Below are 19391 nucleotides of genomic sequence, written 5' to 3'. Positions count from 1 at the left end.
CTAACCGAAAGCTTGGTTGTCGCTCGGGGGCATCCGGGCAAGAGTAATCGCACACGCAGGGGCGGAGCATGACGATCACTGATTCGCGCCGAAGGGCGTATGACGAGCCCGAAGAAGACCTCTTCGCGGCAGAGCCCCTCTACGACGAACCGCAGCGCGCGCCGCGCAAGAAGAAGAGCAAGCTGCGGCTGGCGCTGCGCATCTTCGGCGTCTTGTGCATCCTCGGCGTGATCGCTGCGGTCGGCGCCGGGTTCTACGCCTGGTCCTACATCAGCAAGCTCGACGTGCCGGACTACGAAGTCCTCGCCGACTACGAACCCGCCGTGACCACGCGCGTACACGGAGGCGACGGTAGCCTCGTCGCCGAGTTCGCACGGGAGCGGCGCCTCTTCGTGCCTGCCGAGGCGATCCCGGACGTGGTGAAGCAGGCTTTCATGTCGGCCGAGGACAAGAACTTCTACGAACATTCCGGCATCGACCCGCTCGCCTTCGTCAAGTCGAACCTGCCGCGGGTCATTCAGGGGCAAAGGGTCGTCGGCGCATCGACCATCACGCAGCAGGTCGCAAAGGTCTTCCTTCTGACCTCCGACCGCAAAATCGAGCGGAAGGTCAAAGAGGCACTGATCGCGCGGCGCATGGAGCGGGCCTTCACCAAGGACCAGATCCTCGAACTTTACTTGAACGAGATCTACCTCGGGAACCGCTCTTACGGCGTCGCGGCAGGGGCGCTGAACTACTTCGACAAGCCGCTCGACGAGCTGAATCCCGCCGAGGCGGCCTACCTCGCAACGCTGCCGAAGGCGCCGTCGAACTACCATCCGGTCCGGCAGGCGGACCGCGCGATCGCGAGGCGCAACTGGATCCTCGGACAGATGGGTGAGAACGGCTACCTCAGCGAGGCGGAAGTCGAGGAGTACCAGGCGGCACCGCTCGGTGCGCATATCTCGCCGCCCCTAGGGGCGCGGTCGTCGGACTCCGAGTACTTCGCGGAGGATGTGCGGCGGCGGATCGCAAGCCGTTATGGCGTCGAAGCGCTCTACGACGAGGGGCTGTCGATCCGCGCGACCTTGGATCCGCGCCTTCAGGACGCCGCGCAACGCGCGCTGCGTGCGGGGCTCGAGGACTATGACCGGCGCCACGGTTGGCGGGGGCCGCTGACAACGATCGATCTGCCTGCGAACCTCGGAGAGCACGCCGAGCAGACCGGCGAGGAACAACCACCCTTCGTCTGGCAACAGGCTCTGAACGAAGCGCGTTCGGACCTCTACGAGAACTGGAAGGCCTCGGACGACCTCGCGCCGTGGGAAGTGGGTGTGGTGCTCGAAGCCGGCCGCGATGCCGCTCGGATAGGGTTGCCGGACGGCCGTACCGGCACGCTTCCGCTCTCGGATCTTACTCGCTGCGAGAGTTGCCCGGACGAGGGCGATCATTGGGCGCGGGAGTATGCCGGGCCGAACGCACGCGGCCCCATGCTGACGGCGGTGACGGACGTTCTATCCGAAGGCGACGTGGTCTACGTCCTGCCGACGGAGACGGCGGGCAAGGTGACGCTCTCCCTGCGGCAGGTGCCCGGCGTGAACGGCGGCATCGTCGCCATCGATCCGCACACGGGGCGCGTCCTCGCCATGGTCGGTGGCTACAGCTTCGGCCTTTCCGAGTTCAACCGGGCGACCCAGGCTTGGCGCCAGCCCGGCTCGACCTTCAAGCCCTTCGTCTACGCTGCCGCCCTCGAAGCGGGCTACACGCCGTCCTCGATCGTCCTGGACGCGCCCTTCGTGGCGCCGGGTCTCAATGGCGAGTGGTGGAAGCCGGGCAACTACGTGGCCGGCCGCTTCTACGGCGAGTCGACCCTGCGGCTCGGCATCGAGAAGTCGCGCAACACGATGACGGCCCGCTTGGCGCAAGATCTCGGCATCGGCCGCATCATCGACGTCGCCGAACGCTTCGGCGTCTCCGATCAGCTGCCGCGCGAGCTCGCGATCTCGCTCGGCGCCGGTGAGACGACGCTGATGCGCTTGACGACGGCCTACGCGCAGTTCGTCAACGGCGGGAAGGCAATCGATCCGGTTTTGATCGACCGGGTCCAGGACCGTTACGGTCACACCGTCTACGCTCGCGACGAGCGCCACTGCGAAGCGTGCAACGTCGAGGAGTGGGACGATCAGCCGGAACCCCTTCTGGCGGACGACCGCAAGCAGGTGATCGATCCGCGTACGGCCTATCAGATGGTATCCATCATGGAGGGCGTCATCGACCGCGGCACCGGCACTCGGGTGAACAACTATGTCGACCGCAACGTGCCGCTCGCCGGCAAGACGGGGACGACCGACGACTACCGCGATGCGTGGTTCGTCGGGTTCAGCCCCGACCTGGCCGTGGGTATCTATGTCGGCTTCGACACGCCCGCGACGATGGGCGAGGGCGAGGGCGGCGGCATCGTCTCCGCGCCGATCTTCGGACGCTTCATGGCCGACGCGCTCGAGGGAGAGACGGTCGTGCCCTTCCGCGCCCCGTCGGGCATTCGGCTCGTTCGGGTGAACGCCCGGACCGGCCGTCCGGCGCAACCGGGCGAAACGAACGTCATCCTTGAAGCCTTCAAGGCCGAGGACGATATATATGGTGACCGGCGCTTCGACAGCGGGGCGAGCCTCGCCGATCAGGGCCGCGGCGACGAGAGCATTACCGACGATCTTGGGGGAATATACTGATCATGCCGGGGGAGGGACCATCGATCCTCGTGATCGAGGACGACATGCTGATCGCCATGGGGCTCGAAGATGCCCTCTACGATGTCGGTGCCCGTAGCGTCGAGATCGCGGGCGACTTCGACACCGCGCGTGCGAAGCTCACGGACGGGACCTACGATCTCGTCGTCTTCGACCTCAACCTCGACGGTATCAGTAGCGTACCTTTGGTTCAGGACTGGGTCGGCCGGGGCGGCCGAGCCGTGGTCGCCAGCGGTTACGACGAACGGAACGCGCGGCTCGACAGTCTCGGCGTCACCGTGCTGCCCAAACCCGTGCCGCAGGACGCCCTCGCCGAGGTTCTCCGCCAACCGAACGGTTGATGCCGAACGGCTTGCGGCGTCGCCGTCGGCCTTCTACCTCACGCCTTCTTAGACAGACGGAGGACGCGTCTTGCGCGCCGAGATCAACCACGAAGCTGAGCAGGTGAGGCAATCGCTGTCCCTGCTGAGGAGGCGTCTTTGACTGGGACGTCGCCAACACCCGCCTCGCCGAGCTGAACGACCTCGCAGAGGACCCCTCGCTCTGGGACGACCCCGATGAAGCGCAAAAGCTGATGCGCGAGCGGACCAAGCTCGAGAACGCGATCACCGCGCTCACCGGCATCGACACCGAGCTGTCGGACAACCTCGAGCTCGCCGAGATGGCCGACGCGGAGGGCGACGGCGGTGCGCTCGACGAGATCCAGGCTTCGCTGACCGACCTGCGCATCCGTGCGCAGGCAGCGGAGCTTGAAGCGCTCCTCTCCGGCGAGGCCGACGCCAATGATACCTACCTACAGGTCAACTCGGGCGCCGGCGGCACGGAGTCGAACGACTGGGCCGGGATGCTCCTGCGGATGTACGTCCGCTGGGCGCAGCAGCACGGCTACAAGGCCGAGGTCATCGAGGAGTCCGCGGGCGAGGAGGCGGGCATCAAATCCGCGACCGTCCTCGTCAAAGGCGAGAACGCCTATGGCTGGCTCAAGACCGAGAGCGGGGTTCACCGCCTCGTCCGGATCAGCCCGTTCGATTCGAACGCCAAGCGCCACACGAGCTTCGCCAGCGTCTGGGTCTACCCGGTGGTCGACGACGCGATCGAGGTCGAGGTGAACGAGAGCGACTGCCGCATCGACACCTACCGCGCGTCCGGCGCTGGCGGACAGCACGTCAACACGACCGACAGCGCCGTCAGGATCACCCACATCCCGACCGGCATCGTCGTTCAGTGCCAGTCCGAACGCTCGCAGCACAAGAACCGCGCGACCGCCTGGAACATGCTCCGCGCGCGGCTCTACGAGCAGGAACTGCAGCGGCGCGAGGAGGCGGCGAACGCCGAGGCGGCCAGCAAGACCGACATCGGCTGGGGCCACCAGATCCGATCTTACGTCCTGCAGCCCTACCAGATGGTCAAGGACCTCAGGACGGGCGTCGAGAGTCCGAGTCCGGACAACGTCCTCGACGGCGATCTCGACCCCTTCATGGCAGCCGCGCTCGCGCAGCGAGTCGGCGGCGAGAAGAGCGCGGAGGAGTAGCTCCGCCACCGGGCGGAACGGACCAGTCCGCTCCGCCCGACGGACCCGCGATCAACTCGTCTCGCGAAGAAGGCTCAGCTGCTCGATCTTGGCGGAACGCGAGAGCGCATCCTGATCGGTCAGGGCCGTCGGGTAGTCGCCGGTGAAGCAGTGATCGGTGAAGGCGGGCTCCTGCGAGGAGCGCGGTCCCTTGCCGAGCGCGGTGTACAGCCCGTCGAGCGACAAGAAGGCGAGGCTGTCCGCGCCGATCATCTCGCACATCTCGTCGATCGAATGGTTCGCGGCCATCAGTTCTTGCTGGCTGGGCGTGTCGATGCCGTAGAAGTCGGGGTAGACGATGGGCGGGCATGCGATGCGGAAGTGCACCTCGCGTGCGCCCGCCTCGCGGAGCATCGAGGTGATCTTCCGGCTGGTGGTACCGCGCACGAGGCTGTCGTCGATCAGGACGACGCGCTTGCCGGCCACGACACCGGTGTTGGCGGAGTGCTTGCGCGCCACTCCGGCTTCCCGGATCTGCTGCGACGGCTCGATGAAGGTCCGGCCGGAGTAGTGGCTGCGGATCAACGCCATCTCGTAGGGAAGCCCGGAACGTTGCGCGTAGCCGATCGCTGCGGGCACGCCGGAGTCCGGGATCGGCGCGACGAGATCCGCTCCGCTGGGGCTCTCCTCGGCGAGCTTCCGTCCGAGGCGTTTGCGAAGGTCGTAAACGCTCTCGCCGTCGATGAAGCTGTTCGGCCGCGCGAAGTAGATCAGCTCGAAAATGCAGGGGCGGGCCCGCCGCTGAGCGAAGATGTGGCGGCTTTCGACCGTGCCGTCGGCTCGGCAGATGACCATCTCCCCCGGCTCGACGTCACGAACGAACTCGGCGCCGATCAGGTCGAACGCACAAGACTCCGAAGCGAGGACCGGCGCGTCGCCGAGCTTGCCGAGCACGAGGGGACGAATGCCCTTGGGGTCGCGCACGCCGAGGAGGGCATCTTGGGTGAGAACCGTCAGCGCATACGCGCCTTCGACCGAATGCAAGCTGTCGGTGACCTTGTCGACCATCGACATCCCGCGTGACAGCGCGGCGAGCTGCACGAAGAGCTCGGAGTCGGAGGTCGTGTGGAAGATCGAGCCCTTGCGAATGAGGTCGGCTCGAAGCGTATGGGCGTTGGTCAGATTGCCGTTATGCGCGACCGCCAAGCCGCCCCGGTCCAGGTCGGCGTAGAGTGGCTGGACGTTGCGCATCTCCGACCCGCCAGTCGTCGAGTAGCGCGTGTGCCCGATCCCGGCCGAACCCCGAAGCTTGTCCAAGGTCGAAGCGTCGGTGAAGCCGTGAGCGACGAGTCCCAGCTTCTTGTCGGAGTAGAAGCGCTCGCCGTCATAGGTCGTGATGCCGCACGCTTCTTGCCCGCGGTGCTGGAGCGCGTGCAGACCGAGCGCGACCTTCACCCCCGCGTCGTCGTCCGGTGCGCCGATGATGCCGAAGACCCCGCACTCCTCGTTCAGCGCCCGGGGAACGGCGAACTGCCTAGCGGCCGCGCGGGCCTCGCGCCGCAGGAAACGGGCGGCTGCCTCGGACGGGCGGGGGCGGGCCATGTCGGTCCGGGGCGTCGCGGTTCGCGCTGTCATGGGCAGAGCTCCGTGCTGGGGGCGTGAGGTATGGACGCGAACGGCGAAGCACGCATTATCATTCCGAAACCTCCCGGAGGACCATTCAGAGGGGTGTGAGTTCATCCTCCGATTCGGCCTCGGGTGCGCGCCCGTCAATCCCAAGCGCGCCTAGCGTGTCCGCGGTCGACGTGGCGAGGTCGCCGAAGGCCGCCTCGGAAAGGAAGGCGGGCAGGTCGTTCCGGTCGTAATAGGCGAGGACGCCTAGCGTCGTCAGCCCGACGAGAAACCAGCCGCGAAGCGCGCCGAAGACGGCGCCCGTCAACCGATCCATACCGCTCGGATGGACCGAGCCGAAGCGCCGCAGGATGATCTCCAGCGCGAGGGTAACGGTCAGGAATCCCAGGGTGAAGAGGACGAGGATCACGACGACCGACACCGGTAGGCTTCCCCCGAGGATGCGAACGCTCCGCGTGGCGAAGGCCCAGACGAGAAGGGCCCCGCCCGCGATCGCGATCAGCGTCACGCCTTCGCGCAGCACGCCGCGGATCCAGCCGAAGCCGATCGACATGACGAGGACGCCGAGGATGAAGAGGTCGTAGAGCGTCAAGGCGGCGTTCCGTTCCCGAAGCTCGGGGCTAGCAGAGCCGATCGGCGGGGTCATCACCGCCAAGACCATCACGGCTTCAAGCGCTCAGCGCCGTTCGCTCCTCGTCCTTCTCTCCCGTCCACATCTCCAGCAGAGCGAGCAGGTCTTGCCGCCTGATCGGCTTTGAGAGGTAGTCGTCCATCTCCGCACGCAGGCAGGCGTCCTTCTGGTCGGCCATGGCGTGCGCCGTCAGGCAGATGACCGGCGTTCGTGACAGGCCGTTGTCCCGCTCGAAGCGTCGTATGCTGGCGGTCGCCTGGTAGCCGTCCATGATCGGCATCGATATGTCCATCAGAACGGCGTCGAACCGGTCCATCTTGAACGTCTCGAAGGCGATCTGCCCATTCTCCGCGAAGACCAGGTCGTAGCGCTCGCGATCGATGAGGCTGGCGAGGACGAGACGGTTCACCTCGTTATCTTCTGCGACGAGCACACGGGCGTGTTTGCACGGTACGGCTACAGTGTCGGGCGCGGCGTCAGCCGACACCGGCCGGGGCGCCCCGGCCGGGGCACTCTTCAGGAGCCGCTGCAACTCTTGGCGTAGCGTCTTGGTCCGCACCGGCCGGAACAGCACACTCGACGCCCCCGCTTCGCGAAGCGGGGCAGAGCCCGCGCCCCCATCGGTCGTGAGGATGAGAACGCGGGTCGAGCGATCGCCTTGGGCCGCTCTGACCGCCTTAAGTTGACGCAAACCGCTCTCTTGCCCGTCGGCCCATAGAACGAGAAGGTCGGCATCGACGCTCCCGTCGGGCTGCTCCGAGTACTGCTCGACGCGAGCGCCCCAACTACTCAAGCGCTCTGCTAGGATCTCGCGACGTTCAGGAGAATTGGTGAGGAGCGCGACGTCGAGGCCTTCGAGGAAGGCCTCGTTCGACGTCGTGTGCGCATCGGCAGGCGCCACCGGCAGCGGCAGTACGACGCGGAAGCGCGAACCGACATTCAGATTCGAAGTCACGCCCACGGTGCCGCCCATCAGCTCGACGAGCTTGCGCGTGATGCTGAGCCCGAGCCCGGTGCCGCCGAACTTGCGCGTCGTCGACTGTTCGGCCTGAGTGAAGGCCTCGAAGATGCGCCGCTGCTGATCTTCTGGAATGCCGATCCCGGTGTCGACGACCTCGACGACACAATTCGCCGTTTCCTCGTCGACGACGCTCGAAACTTCGACCAGGACGTGTCCGGACTCGGTGAACTTGATCGCGTTGCCGAGGAGGTTGGTGACGATCTGCCGAACCCGCCCGGCGTCGCCGACGACGCGCTGCGGCAGGTCGGGCGCGCAACGCACCAGAAGGTCGATCCCTTTCTCCCGCGCCGGCACGCTCAGCAGCGTGGCCACGTCCTCGACGGCTTCTTGCAAATCGAACGGAGCGGCCTCGACCTCGAGCTTGCCCGACTCGACCTTTGAGAAATCCAGTATGTCGTTGATGACGTCCAGAAGAGCGAGGCCGGAGGAACGGATAGTCTCGCCGAACAGTCGCTGACGCTCGTCGAGCGGCGTTTCGAGCAACATCTCAGACATGCCCAGGACACCGTTCATTGGTGTGCGGATCTCATGGCTCATCGTCGCCAGGAACTCGGACTTGGCGCGGCTTGCCGCCTCGGCCTTCTGCGTCGCCTCGGTCAGGTCGCGAGTTCGCTCCTCCACACGGGCCTCGAGCGCCGTGACGAGGCCACGAAGCTGGTCGGCCATGCCCGCGAAGCTGCGAGCGAGGGACCCGAACTCGTCCTTCCGTGCGATGCCGGGAACGTCGATCGACCATTGCCGGCCGTCGTGCGAGCGCACGGCTTTCTCCAACTCTCTGACCGGTCCGACGATCGAACGGACGGCCCAGACGACGACGGCCGACAAGAGGCAAAGGAGAACCACGATCTCGACGGCGAAGGTCCGTGCTGCGTCCGACAGCTCTTGCCTGATCGCGCCGTCGGTGAAGGTCACGGTCAACTGGCCGATGACTGCACCGTCCGGCGCCAGGATGTCGGCGGTCTCGACGTAGTGCCCTGCGGCATCGTCGATCGTTCCGTGCCGGATGATCGGCTTCCCGGTGAAGTCGGCGATCCTCACCCCCTCGACGGCGGGGTGGTTGAGAAGGGCCTGGACCGAGCCTTCGAGGATATCGACGTCGAACTCGTAAAGGGGCACCGAAGCGGAGTGCGCGGTCGTCTGCGTCAGGAACGTCCGGTCGCCCGCGAATTGCGTGGTAAGCGCCCGCTGGCGCACTTGAATGTTGACGATCGCGGTGATGCCGACGATCAACGCGATCGCTAACAGAGAGGGGACTACGACGCGGATGCCAAGCTTCGATTGGTAACGGTCGAGAAAGCCCGTCACGGTGCGATCTCCATCCGTTTCTGAAGGCGTCCGATCGAGAAGGGCACGTCGTTCGACGCTTGCACTTCCGCCATGGTGGCCTGCGTCAAGGCCGCTCGGTTTTGGTCGCTCAACGCCTCGTCCATGAAGAGCGTCAGATCGTCGATCGTCTCGGCAGTCATCGGTACCAGTACCGTGCGTGATCGCGTGGCCGTCGATTGGACTCCCCGCGCGTCTTCTGCGATCAAACCGAGCGCGTAGGCGAGGTCGTACTCGTGACCGCCCATCGCGACGGCAAGCTCACCGCGTCGGATCGCTTCCTGGGCGTCGTCGCTCCAATTGATCCCGCCGATCAGCACGTTCTGCTTCGCAGCCGATGCGGCGTGCCGGACGCCTAGGGCCATTCCGTCATTGGCGGCCCAGACGATGTCGATCCGCCCGTAGCGGTCGGTCAGCAGCGAGAACTTCTCCGCTGCGACCTCTGGCAGCCAACGGGCAGCGACGATCTGAACCAGCTCTACGTCTGGGCTCTCCGCGACCGCGCGCTGCAATCCGGCCGTTCGGGCGTTGGAGACCGTACTGAGATAGGAGCCTGCAAAACCCGCAACACGAAGCTCGCCTTCGGGCTTTTTAGCCCGGGCTTGCGAGATCAGTAGCTTGGCGAGGTCGTAGCCCGCCCGTTCGTCGTCGGGTATGATTTCCGCGATCCAGGTCGGCAACTTCGTGCCCGGCGCGCCGAGCGCTGCCTCTTCTTCCTTCGTCAGCGGTGCATTGAAGAGAACCGTCTTAACACCGGCCTCGTCGAACTCTTCGAGGGCAGGGGCCGCGACGCCTCTGTCGTTGACGACGATGGCATAATCCAAACGTGCTGCGGACTGAAGGCGGTCATGCATCGACTGGCTGGCTTCGTGGCGGCCGCGTCCCGAGAGGACGAGTTCGAAGTCGAGGCCGAGCTCCGCAGACACGGAATCGCCGATGCGGCCCAGGCCGTGCGCCCACGGATCGCCGGGCACGTTCTCGACGACGAACAGAGCGACGACCGGGCGATCCTGCGCCGCGGCAGGCGCCATGAGGGCGGCTGCGACGGCGAGGAGCCCGGTGACCGCTTTGCGACCCGGACGGAAGCAAACAAGGCTCGCCGCGATCGAAGTGCGGACGGTCTCCGCTGCTCGTCTACGGTCTACCTTCCCGTCAGACCGTACCAATCTACCCCGGCCCATCTGCCCCTCCGCGGATCGTCTTCTTGTTCTGCCTCGGAGGTTGCGGGTAGCGCAGATTAGTTAAGTTTGCCCTCGGCAAATACTCAAATACGGCGAAAGAGGGGCAAGGATCCCTGAACCAACTAGATCGGCAGTGACATCAGGCCATTCGCTTGAGCCATACGACGGCGTCCGCCAGCGTCTCGAAGTTCGCGACGCCGAGCTTGCCGCCCTCGACCCCGCGCGGCGCCATCAGACCCTTGAAGCCGAGCTTGCGGGCCTCCGCGGCGCGGGCCTCCATCTGCGGGACGGGCCGAACGGCTCCCGATAGCCCGACCTCGCCGAAGACCACGGTCTTCTGGGGCAGGGGGGCGTCGAAGAGAGAGGAGACCAGGGCGGACGCCGCCGCGAGGTCGGCGGCGGGCTCGGTGATCTTGAGGCCGCCTGCGACGTTCAAGAAGACGTCGTGCCGTCCGAAATCCAACCCGCAGCGCGCGTCGAGGACGGCGAGAAGCTGGCTTAAGCGCGCCGAGTCCCAGCCGACGACCGCACGGCGCGGTGCCCCGAGCGTCGAAGGGCTTACGAGGGCCTGCACCTCGCACAAGACGGGGCGCGTACCCTCGATGCCGGCGAAGACGGCCGAGCCGGAGACGTCCGCTTCGGTTTCGGACAGGAACAGTTCGGAAGGGTTCGTCACCTCCCGCAAGCCGTCGCTCGTCATCTCGAAGACGCCGATCTCGTGCGCCGCACCGAAGCGGTTCTTGACCGCGCGCAAGATCCGGAACGACCGCCCAGCCTCGCTCTCGAAGTAGAGGACGGCGTCGACGAGGTGTTCGACCACCCGTGGCCCCGCGATCTGCCCGTCTTTGGTCACGTGCCCGACGAGGATCAGCACGCAGTTCACGTTCTTCGCGAAGCGAACGAGTTCCTGCGCGCAGGCCCGGACCTGCGTGACCGTGCCGGGTGCGGCGGGGATGGTGTCGGTCCAGAGCGTCTGGATGGAGTCGATCACCACGACCTGCGGCTTCTCCGCCTTCAGGGTCGCGAGGATGTCCCGGAGGCTCGTCCCCGCGGCGAGCCCGACCGGCGACTTCTGCAGGCCGAGCCGCTTCGCCCGCATCCGAATCTGCGCCGTCGCTTCTTCGCCCGAGATGTAGGCCGTCCTGACCCCGCCCCGAGCGAGGCCAGCCGTGACCTGGAGGAGGAGAGTGGACTTGCCGACGCCCGGATCGCCGCCGACGAGGAGCGCGGAGCCCGGAACGAGCCCACCGCCGACCGCGCGGTCGAACTCGCCGTTTCCGGTGGCGAGGCGCTTCTCCGCCGGCGTCTCGCCGTCGAGGCCGTCCAGGCGCAACGACTTGCCGCCCTTCGCCGCTCCCTTCGCGGGGCCGGGCGGCGCGCTGTCCTGCTCCAACTCGATCGTGTTCCACTGGCCGCACGCCTCGCAGCGTCCCATCCACTTCGAGTAGACGGCGCCGCAGGACTGGCAGACGTAGGTTTCGCTGGGTCGGGCCATGCGCGGGTTCCAGGAATCGCTGTCGGGCCTTAGCATGTAGCGATGGGTCGGGGCTTGCGCATCCTTTTTGTTCTGTTTCTGTTCGCGTGCGCGACGCCGCGCTACGCCGTGCCGGGCCTCGACGAAGAGCTGACGCAGAGCGAAGCCGCGCGAGTGACGCGCGAAGCCTACGACCTCGCGCTCGCCCGTCGCGCGCGCGTCTACGACCTCGCTTGGCCGGTCCTAACCGCGAACGCCGCCTTGTGCCCCGATGCGAGCGTGAGAGCGGGGCTCGTCCTCGCGGACCGAAAGCTGCTCGCAGAGATGGCCGGCGGGATGGAAGAGGCGGCGCTCGCGGTCATGGGCGTCGAGGAGGGCCTGCGCCTCGTCCACGTCAACGCCGGAAGTCCGGCGGAGGCAGCCGCCCTCGTCTCGGGCATGATGATCGACGCTGTCGAAGGGGAGCCGGTGGGTGATCCCGAAGAAGCGGCGAAGTTGATCTCTTCCGCCCTCAAAGAGCGAGGCGAGGCGACGATCGTGGCCGACGGGCGGACCTATACGTTCGGCGGAACCGAAGCCTGCGACGTACCAGTGAAGATCGGTACCAGTCAGGAACTGAATGCTCACGCCATCGACGGCGTCACCATCTACACCGGCCTCGTACGGTCGCTGGGTGACGAGGCGCTCCGCTCGGTCATCGCGCACGAACTCGCTCACGTCGCGCTCGGGCATAAGGCCGCGTACATCCGCAACTCGGTCGTCACTGGCGGCGCGGTGCTCGCCCCGGCCCTTTACACGCTGGGCGGCTTGATCGATCGCGCGCTCGGCCTCGTCGGGGCCGAGCCGGACCGATCCTACGCAGGCCGCGCTCTGCGCCTCGTCGTGCCGTGGACGGAGGACTTCGAGGCGGAGGCGGACTATGTCGGGCTGTACATGCACGCCCGGGCGGGCGGCGATCTCGAAGCGGCGGCCGCCGCCTTCGAGCTTTTCGGCACGGAAGCGCCGAAGAGCCTTACCATACGCTCGACCCATCCGCTCGTGCCCGAACGCCTGGCCCGCCTGCGTGCCACGATAGAAGAGATCGAGGAGAAGCGCGCGGCGGGTGATCCGCTCGTGCCGGAGCTCAAGAGGTGAAGCGGGCCGGTCTCGGGCTCACCCTTCTCGTCTCGGCGCTCTACGGCGTTCTCAACGCGATCGTGCGTCTTCTCTCCGGCACGCGCCTCGATATGGACGACGCCAAGACGAATCTGTTCACGCAGGTCTGGCAGTGGGGCTATCAGGCCGACAACCCGCCGCTCTTCGAATGGCTGATCAAGCTCCTGCACCCGCTGGCCGGGGGCGGCATCTATTCCTTCCTCGTCCTGAAGTACGCCGCGCTCGCGGCGGCGGCCGGCTTCCTCTACCTCGCCGCGCGCCGCTTCGCCTCGCGAGAGGTCTCGTTCGGGGCGGCAATGGGCATGGTGCTCCTCTATCAGGTCGGCTGGAACTACCATCAGGCCTTCACCCATTCCGCCCTGCTCCTCACGGCCGTATGCGGAGGAATGTGGTCGGGTCTCGTCCTCGCGCGGCGGGGCAGGGCTTCCGACTTTGCGGTCTTCGGCGCGGCGCTGGGCGTCGGCTTGATGACCAAGTACAACTACATCCTCTTCGCCGTGCCCTTCCTCGTCGCCGGCTTGACGCTGCCCGAGGCGAGAGGCCGGCTCCTGAAGCCTGCCGTCCTGCTCGTCCCGCTGGCGGCGATGCCCTTCCTCCTCCCTCACGCGCTTTGGCTGCTCGAGCGCGGCACCGCCTACAGTGCCACGCTCGAGGGCTCGCTCGGCCTTGCGGGCACGCGGCTTGAACGGTTGGGGGAAGGGGCCGAGCAGCTCGTCATCGCCTGCGTGAGCTTCTTTCTGCCCTGGGCGCTCATCGCCGTTCCGTTCTGGCGGCGCGGGCATGCCGAAGCGACGTTCGAGAGCCGGATCCTCGTCCGCACCTCCCTGATCGCGATTGGACTCATCGGCCTCGGCGTCGCCTTCGGCGTCGGCAGCGTTTCCGAGCGCTACGTCATTCCGGCCCTTCTGCCCGCCTACCTCGCCTGGACGGTCCGCCTCTTGAAGGCTCCCCGTCGCCTGAGCCCATACCTTACGGCCTCGGCAGGCTTCACTGTCCTCGTTCTCGCGATCCGCCTAGCCGAGTTCGCCTTCCCGGGGCCGCCCTTCTGCGAGGACTGCCGCCGGTTCACGCCTTACGAGGCGTTGGAGGCGAAGCTGGCCGAAGCGACGCCTTCCGGCAGCGTCTACCTCTCACGCGAGGAGAACACGGCCGGTAACCTCGTCGCCGCCTTTCCCGACGCGAAGGTGCGGAGCCTCAACCTTCTGCCGTTCATCAACCCGACCGACGAACTGTCGCGCCCTTGCTACTACGTGTGGTCCGAGGACACGGTCGGCGGCGTGCCGCTAGAGGACGTCTTCGCCTTCGCCTATGACGATCCGCATACGATCTACGTCGATGCGCCTTGGCGACACCCTTTGAAACCGGACGGTTGGCGCCGTACGCGATGGGGCGTCACGCCACTTACCGGACGGCTCTACACACAGTTTTGCACGCCCGGGCGTCCTTAACCGAACCTTACCGAACCGGTTTCCACAGGTTAAAACAAGGAAAACGAGAGGTCACTGAACAGTAAAAGTCCGTTTTACTTCATGTTCATGAGCGCGTGGTCATCATCGTCTCAAGGTTAATCGCACAGGCGCCGCCTGTAACCAGAACAGTAAGGAATGTGAACGATGTCCGTGTCCCTCGACCACACCGTCCTCGCCGAGGCCGAGAAGATGGTTCTCACCTCTGAAGAGATGTACCGCCGCGGCCTCGAAGCCTCGACGCCGCTCGAAGGCGCCTCGCCCTGCCTCGTTACGGCGCACAAGTGGTTCAACCTCGCCGCGCTCGAAGGCAACGATCAGGCTCGCGTCTATCGTCAGCAGCTGACGCTCGAGATGAACCACCGCGAAGTCGCTGAGGCGCAGCGCCAGGCCCGCGAGTGGGTGCGTTCGCGCAAGGCCGTCCTCGCCACTGTCTGACCCCGCCGCTCGCAACACCAGCCGCCCGCCGCTAGCCTGCCTCGGACGGTAGTAGCGGGGCGACGAGAGTGAAGCGGGCAATCCTTGGACTTCTGGCGCTCGGCGCCTGCGCGACCACCAACGACGAAGCGGCAGCACCGCGAAACGGCAGCGCCGCACTACAAGCGCTCCTGGACGAGCATTGGGCGCTCGTCCTTTCCGAGAACCCGGTCTTCGCCACCACGCTCGGCGTGCGCGACTACGATGACCGCCTCGGCGATCCTTCTTTGCCGGCGATAGAGCAGGGGGCCCGGGCCAGGACCGACCTGCTGGCGAGACTTCGTGCGCTCCCCGATGACGGCCTCGCCGAAGAAGACCGTCTCAACCGGGATCTCCTCGTCCTGGACCTCGAAGGTGAGGTCGAGGAAGCGCGATACCCGGCGCGCGCCATGCTGTTGACGAACCGGGGCGGGCCACACCTCGATCTGACCGGTCTGCCGGACCGGCTACCGTTCCGCACGGTGGCGGACTACGAGAGCTATCTTGCCCGCCTGCGCGCCGCCCCCGACTACCTCGCCGCCGCGACCCAAACCCTTCAAGAAAGCATCGAGACGGGTTGGACCCAGCCTTGCGAGCCGATGGCGGGCTTTGAGGACTCGATAAACGTCCACGTCGTGGACGATCCGGCCGACTCGATCTTCATGGCGCCCTTCGAGAAGCGTCCCGCCGCGATCCCCGAGGCCCGCTTCGGCGCAATGAAGAGCGAAGCCGCTGAGATCGTCGCAACCGCCGCCGTTCCCGCGCTCCGCCGCTTCGAAGCCTTCTATAACCTGGAATATCAACCGAACTGCCGCGAAGAGGTCGGCATCTCTTCCTTGCCGCAAGGCCAGGAGTACTACGAACACCGGGTGCGGATGTTCACCACGACCGATACGGACGCGGAGACCGTTCATCGGACCGGCCTCGCCGAGGTAGCCCGAATCCGCGCCCAGATGGAGGAGATCGCCGCGGCCGAGGGCTATGACAGCCTCGCAGACTTCCAGACGTACTTGCGCACCGAGCCGCGCTTCTATCCGAAGTCGCCCGAGGAGCGCATCGCCGCGGCGAGCGTCATCGCCAAGAAGATGGATGGACAGCTCGTCAAGCTGTTCACCCGGCTGCCGCGCATGCCCTACGACATCAAGCCGATCCCCGAGGACATCGCCGAGAAGACGACGACGGCCTACTACTCGCGGCCGGCAGGGGACGGCAGCCGGTCCGGCACTTACTGGGTCAACCTGACCAAGCTCGACACGCGGCCCCTGCACGAACTCGAGGCGTTGACGCTGCACGAGGCGGTGCCTGGCCACCACCTGCAGATCGCCCTGGCCCAAGAGCTCGATATGCCGCCCTTCCGCCGTTACGGCGGCTTCACCGCCTTCGTCGAGGGATGGGGTCTTTACGCCGAGAGCCTCGGCGAAGAGGTCGGCTTCTACGAGACGCCGTACACCAAGTTCGGCCAGCTCTCCTACGAGATGTGGCGCGCCTGCCGCCTCGTCGTCGACACCGGCATGCATGCCAAGGGCTGGACCCGTCAGCAGGCGATCGACTTCATGGCGGAGAACTCGGGCCTCTCGATGAACAACATCGAGACCGAGGTCGACCGCTACATCACTTGGCCGGGGCAGGCGCTTGCCTACAAGACCGGTGAGATGAAGATGAAGGAACTGCGTGCCAGGGCGGAAGCAGCGCTCGGCGAGGACTTCGACCTCCGCCGCTTCCACGACGCCGTTCTCGCGGACGGCGCGGTGCCGCTCTCTATCCTCGAAACGCGGATCGCCGCTTGGATCGAGGAGCAGCGCGCCCGATGAGTTGGCTTCAGGAGCTCGGCGGGCGCGCCGATGTCACGACGGCTGCACGTGCGGCCGAGGCAGCCGAGGCGGGGGGTGTTCGCGCCGTGGTGGAAACGCTGATCGAGCAGGCCTCCTTCGTCGTCGAGTTCGTGGCGGCGGTGATCCTGCTGATCGGTGCGGCGCGCTTCCTCCTCATCGTCGTGACGATGGGGCTCAGCCGGCGAGAGCACCTTTCACGCGCCCTCCAGGCCGCGCGCCTGCGGCTGGGCGCGTACATCCTCGCCGGGCTGGAGTTTCTCATCGTGGCGGACATCCTGTTCACCATCGTCAACCGCACGCTTCAGGACCTGGTCGCGCTCGCGATCGTCGCGAGCGTTCGCACGCTGATCAGCTACTTCCTGGGCAGGGAGCTGGCCGAGCTTCGGGAATCCGACAGGCCCGGCGCGGCGGAAACCGCCAAGTCTATGTCGCCTAGCGCGGAGTAGGCAGGCCGCGGATGACGACGGCGTCCCGCCATGGAACAGGCTGCGGGACGCCCGTGCCGTCGAAGTCGCCCTCGGCGCAACCGGGACGTGTTGCGCGGCGCGATCCTTCCCGAATAACGGAATGGATTCGTTAACGAATGCACGCATAGCTGTTAACATTCCTTACCAAAACACCTGATTGGGGAAAAATACAGACCAAGTACAGCGCCGAAAGTTGTGACCGGCGTTGACGGCGCTCCCTTTGCAGTTGAACGTTTTAACGTTCGGTTAGGAGAGTGCATTGGTCAGGTTCACCCTCATCGCAGTCGCGTTGGTGGTGTTGTCTACATCGCTGCTCGTTCTGCCGTTTTCAGGCCGCCTTTTCGGCATGACCGGTAGCCTGCCCAGCGATGCGGAGCGCCAGCACGGCTCGTCTGATCCTCTCGCTGGCCTGACCGTCCGGGAAGGTCTCCGGCCGAGGGTCGCCAGCGAAAGGGCTGTCGTTTCTCCGACGTCGAACGGCGAGGAGACGAACATCGCCTCGGAGGCTCCTGCCATGGCCGGGGAGACGTACGCGGTACCTTCCGTCGCGGATTTGGTCAGGGATACGGTCGTCGCCACGGCGGCGGCGTTCGAGGCCGGCGAGGCGCCTGCCTTCGAACTCTCCGCAGGACCGGTTCAGGGCACGGCGGCGAAGGCAGCGGGACCGAGTACCTCGTTCGGTCTGCCCGTAAGCCCGGTCTTCGCCGCCGCGTCGCCAAGCGGTTTCTTGGGCGGCGTTGGTGGGGGCGGGCAGGCCGGCCCCCGTCCGGCAACGCCGCCGCTCGTCGATGCTGCCGTACCGGTCCCGCCCGCTGGCGTCCTCTTCGCCACAGGCATCGCGGCCACCGCGTTAGGGCGCCGCCGTCGTATCGCCACGGGTCGATGCTCGGTTCACGGGGGCGGCGCCTCCTGCTAGGCCGTCGTCCCTGAGAAAGGGCAGGTCATGCGCATCGCGATCCTCACCTTGTTTCTGGTCCTCGGTGTCTCTCCCGCCGCTGCCCAGACCGAGATCTTCACCGTCCCCCGTGTTCCCGTTTACGCCGAGGCGAAGGACGGCGCCGCCGCGCAGGCGCAGGCACAGGAGCAGGGGCGCCGGATCGCAATGGACCTGCTGCTTCGCCGCCTGACAGCCGAGGAGGACTGGGTCTACCTGCCTCAGCTGTCCGCCTCGGAGGCCCCGCCAGCGGGCGACGCCGAGCCCGTCATGCAGGACGACGGCAGCTTCAGCATGGACGTGAAGCAGCCCGTCGCCCTCGACGCCTCACAGCTTCCCGCCCTCGAGCAGAGCTTCGCCGTCTTCGACGAGAAGTCCTCCCGCACGACCTACCGTGCGTCGATCACTTACCGGTTCAAACCGGACGCCGTGCGCAACCTCCTGTCGAGCGCCCACCTGCCGTACTCCGAAGCGCAGAGCCGCAAGGCGCTCGTCCTGCCGCTGCTCGAGACCGAGAAGGGTCTGTACCTTTGGGAGGCGAAGAACCCGTGGGCGCGCGCATGGCTTGCGCGCCCGCTCGAGAACGAGTTGACCCCGCTCGTCCTGCCGCGCGGCGATGCGCGCGACGTCGACACGATCACGCCGTTGGAGGCTCAAAGGTTGAATCTGGAGCCCCTCGCTGCGCTCGCCGAACGCTATCGGGTGCCCCAAGTGTTGATCGCGCTCGGTCACCTCGCGGAGGAGGACGGACAGTTTCGCCTGACCGTCACGCTGATCGACGCCTACCTCGATGGCCGCGGATCGAACCGCCGCCGCATCGATGCGGGCACCGCTGCCGAACTCTACGACGATCAGGGCGGCTTCGGCACGTCGGGGCCCGTTCGCGTCAGCGCCAACGAACCGGGCACTTTCCTCGCCGAGGCGTTCTTCCGCGGGAAGGGGGACGACTTCCCCGCCCTCGCGCAGCGGGCTGTCGAAGGGACGGTGGCCGCCTATGCGAGCGACTGGAAGAGCCGGACGCTCGTTGACCATGCCGCCACTCGGGAGTTCCCGCTGACGGCCTGGTTCAGCGGCCTCGGAGAGTGGGCGGAGATCCGCGCGGCCCTCGAAGGGACTTCGCTCGTGAGGCAGATGGAGACCGGCGTCTTCAACAACGAGAACGCGGTCATCGACGTCACTGCGATCGGCGACGAGCAGCAGTTCATCCTCGCCATGCGGCAGGAGAACCTGACCGTGTGGCCGAGCGAGACAGGCTGGAACATCGCGGAGGCCGAAAGAGCCGAGGACCTGCAGGCCAGCGAGGAGCCGCTCGAGCCGGAGCTTGGCAGCCCGAACGAGCGACGGGGCTTCCGGAACCCGTTCGCACCGGAGCGCGCGGATGCCGAGCCGAACGTTGGTAGGGCTCGCCGCGGCGAAGAGGACGGCTCCGGGCGGGGCACGTTCCTCGAACAGGCGCCGCAACCAGGCTCGGACGAGGAGGAGAGCGATGACGGCTTCTTCCAGGACGGCGAGCCGGAGGAAGCTACGGAGACAGAGGAGGACGAGCTTTCAATCGACGATCTCCTGCTGCGTAGTGATTGAGA

Annotated in this window: 15 protein-coding genes; 10 read left to right on the top strand and 5 right to left on the bottom strand. The window is 66.5% G+C overall.

Annotated features, from left to right (window positions below):
• Positions 1–68: 68 nt before the first annotated feature.
• The 3 genes from GGQ59_RS11845 to prfB all read left to right on the top strand — a co-directional run bounded on the left by GGQ59_RS11845 (position 69) and on the right by prfB (position 4257).
• A complete protein-coding gene (locus GGQ59_RS11845) occupies positions 69–2708 on the top strand; it encodes a penicillin-binding protein 1A (protein ID WP_183818860.1) in 2640 nt (879 codons plus the stop codon).
• Positions 2709–2710: 2 nt separating this feature from the next.
• Positions 2711–3067, top strand: a complete 357-nt coding sequence (locus GGQ59_RS11840) for a response regulator (RefSeq protein WP_183818858.1) — start codon at positions 2711–2713, stop codon at positions 3065–3067.
• Between the two features lie 70 nt (positions 3068–3137).
• A protein-coding gene (gene prfB, locus GGQ59_RS11835) for a peptide chain release factor 2 (RefSeq protein WP_183818856.1) occupies positions 3138–4257 on the top strand; the annotation gives its coding sequence in 2 pieces (ribosomal slippage) (positions 3138–3206 and positions 3208–4257; 1119 coding nt in all).
• 51 nt (positions 4258–4308) lie between these two features.
• Here prfB and purF read toward each other — a convergent pair.
• The 5 genes from purF to radA form a co-directional block, all read right to left on the bottom strand.
• Positions 4309–5871 (bottom strand): amidophosphoribosyltransferase, encoded by a 1563-nt coding sequence (gene purF / locus GGQ59_RS11830; protein ID WP_246408773.1) that lies wholly within the window; start codon positions 5869–5871, stop codon positions 4309–4311.
• Positions 5872–5956: 85 nt separating this feature from the next.
• A complete protein-coding gene (locus GGQ59_RS11825) occupies positions 5957–6529 on the bottom strand; it encodes a CvpA family protein (RefSeq protein ID WP_246408807.1) in 573 nt (190 codons plus the stop codon).
• Positions 6530–6536: 7 nt separating this feature from the next.
• Positions 6537–8825: an ATP-binding protein gene (locus GGQ59_RS11820; protein WP_183818852.1), complete on the bottom strand. Its 2289-nt coding sequence runs from the start codon at positions 8823–8825 to the stop codon at positions 6537–6539.
• Entirely contained in the window at positions 8822–9874 is a 1053-nt protein-coding gene (locus GGQ59_RS11815; protein ID WP_183818850.1) for an ABC transporter substrate-binding protein, read from the bottom strand. The genes GGQ59_RS11820 and GGQ59_RS11815 overlap by 4 nt, the downstream gene beginning before the upstream one ends.
• Positions 9875–10163: 289 nt before the next feature.
• Entirely contained in the window at positions 10164–11519 is a 1356-nt protein-coding gene (gene radA / locus GGQ59_RS11810; protein ID WP_183818848.1) for a DNA repair protein RadA, read from the bottom strand.
• A gap of 54 nt (positions 11520–11573) precedes the next feature.
• On the opposite strand from radA, the gene GGQ59_RS11805 reads away from it, so the two are divergent.
• The 7 genes from GGQ59_RS11805 to GGQ59_RS11775 all read left to right on the top strand — a co-directional run bounded on the left by GGQ59_RS11805 (position 11574) and on the right by GGQ59_RS11775 (position 19389).
• Positions 11574–12632, top strand: coding sequence for a M48 family metallopeptidase (locus GGQ59_RS11805; RefSeq protein ID WP_183818846.1), 1059 nt, complete (start codon positions 11574–11576; stop codon positions 12630–12632).
• Complete coding sequence (locus GGQ59_RS11800; RefSeq protein WP_183818844.1) at positions 12629–14101, top strand: glycosyltransferase family 39 protein; 1473 nt, start codon at positions 12629–12631, stop codon at positions 14099–14101. The genes GGQ59_RS11805 and GGQ59_RS11800 overlap by 4 nt, the downstream gene beginning before the upstream one ends.
• Before the next feature lie 165 nt (positions 14102–14266).
• Positions 14267–14557 carry a hypothetical protein gene (locus GGQ59_RS11795; RefSeq protein WP_183818842.1) on the top strand — a complete coding sequence of 97 codons (291 nt, stop codon included), beginning with the start codon at positions 14267–14269 and terminating at the stop codon, positions 14555–14557.
• 68 nt (positions 14558–14625) lie between these two features.
• On the top strand, positions 14626–16386 hold the full coding sequence (locus tag GGQ59_RS11790; RefSeq protein WP_183818840.1) for a DUF885 family protein: 1761 nt from the start codon (positions 14626–14628) through the stop codon (positions 16384–16386).
• Positions 16383–16853, top strand: a complete 471-nt coding sequence (locus GGQ59_RS11785; protein WP_183818838.1) for a DUF1622 domain-containing protein — start codon at positions 16383–16385, stop codon at positions 16851–16853. Before GGQ59_RS11790 ends, GGQ59_RS11785 begins: the two co-directional genes overlap by 4 nt.
• Positions 16854–17388: 535 nt before the next feature.
• Complete coding sequence (locus tag GGQ59_RS11780; protein ID WP_183818836.1) at positions 17389–17790, top strand: hypothetical protein; 402 nt, start codon at positions 17389–17391, stop codon at positions 17788–17790.
• Between the two features lie 27 nt (positions 17791–17817).
• On the top strand, positions 17818–19389 hold the full coding sequence (locus tag GGQ59_RS11775) for a DUF2066 domain-containing protein (protein WP_183818834.1): 1572 nt from the start codon (positions 17818–17820) through the stop codon (positions 19387–19389).
• Positions 19390–19391 lie beyond the last annotated feature (2 nt).

The organism is Parvularcula dongshanensis (assembly GCF_014199615.1).
GTDB classification, from domain to species: domain Bacteria; phylum Pseudomonadota; class Alphaproteobacteria; order Caulobacterales; family Parvularculaceae; genus Parvularcula; species Parvularcula dongshanensis.
The sequence above is the reverse complement of the archived record's forward strand: the minus strand, read 5'-3'. Positions and strand labels throughout refer to the sequence as shown.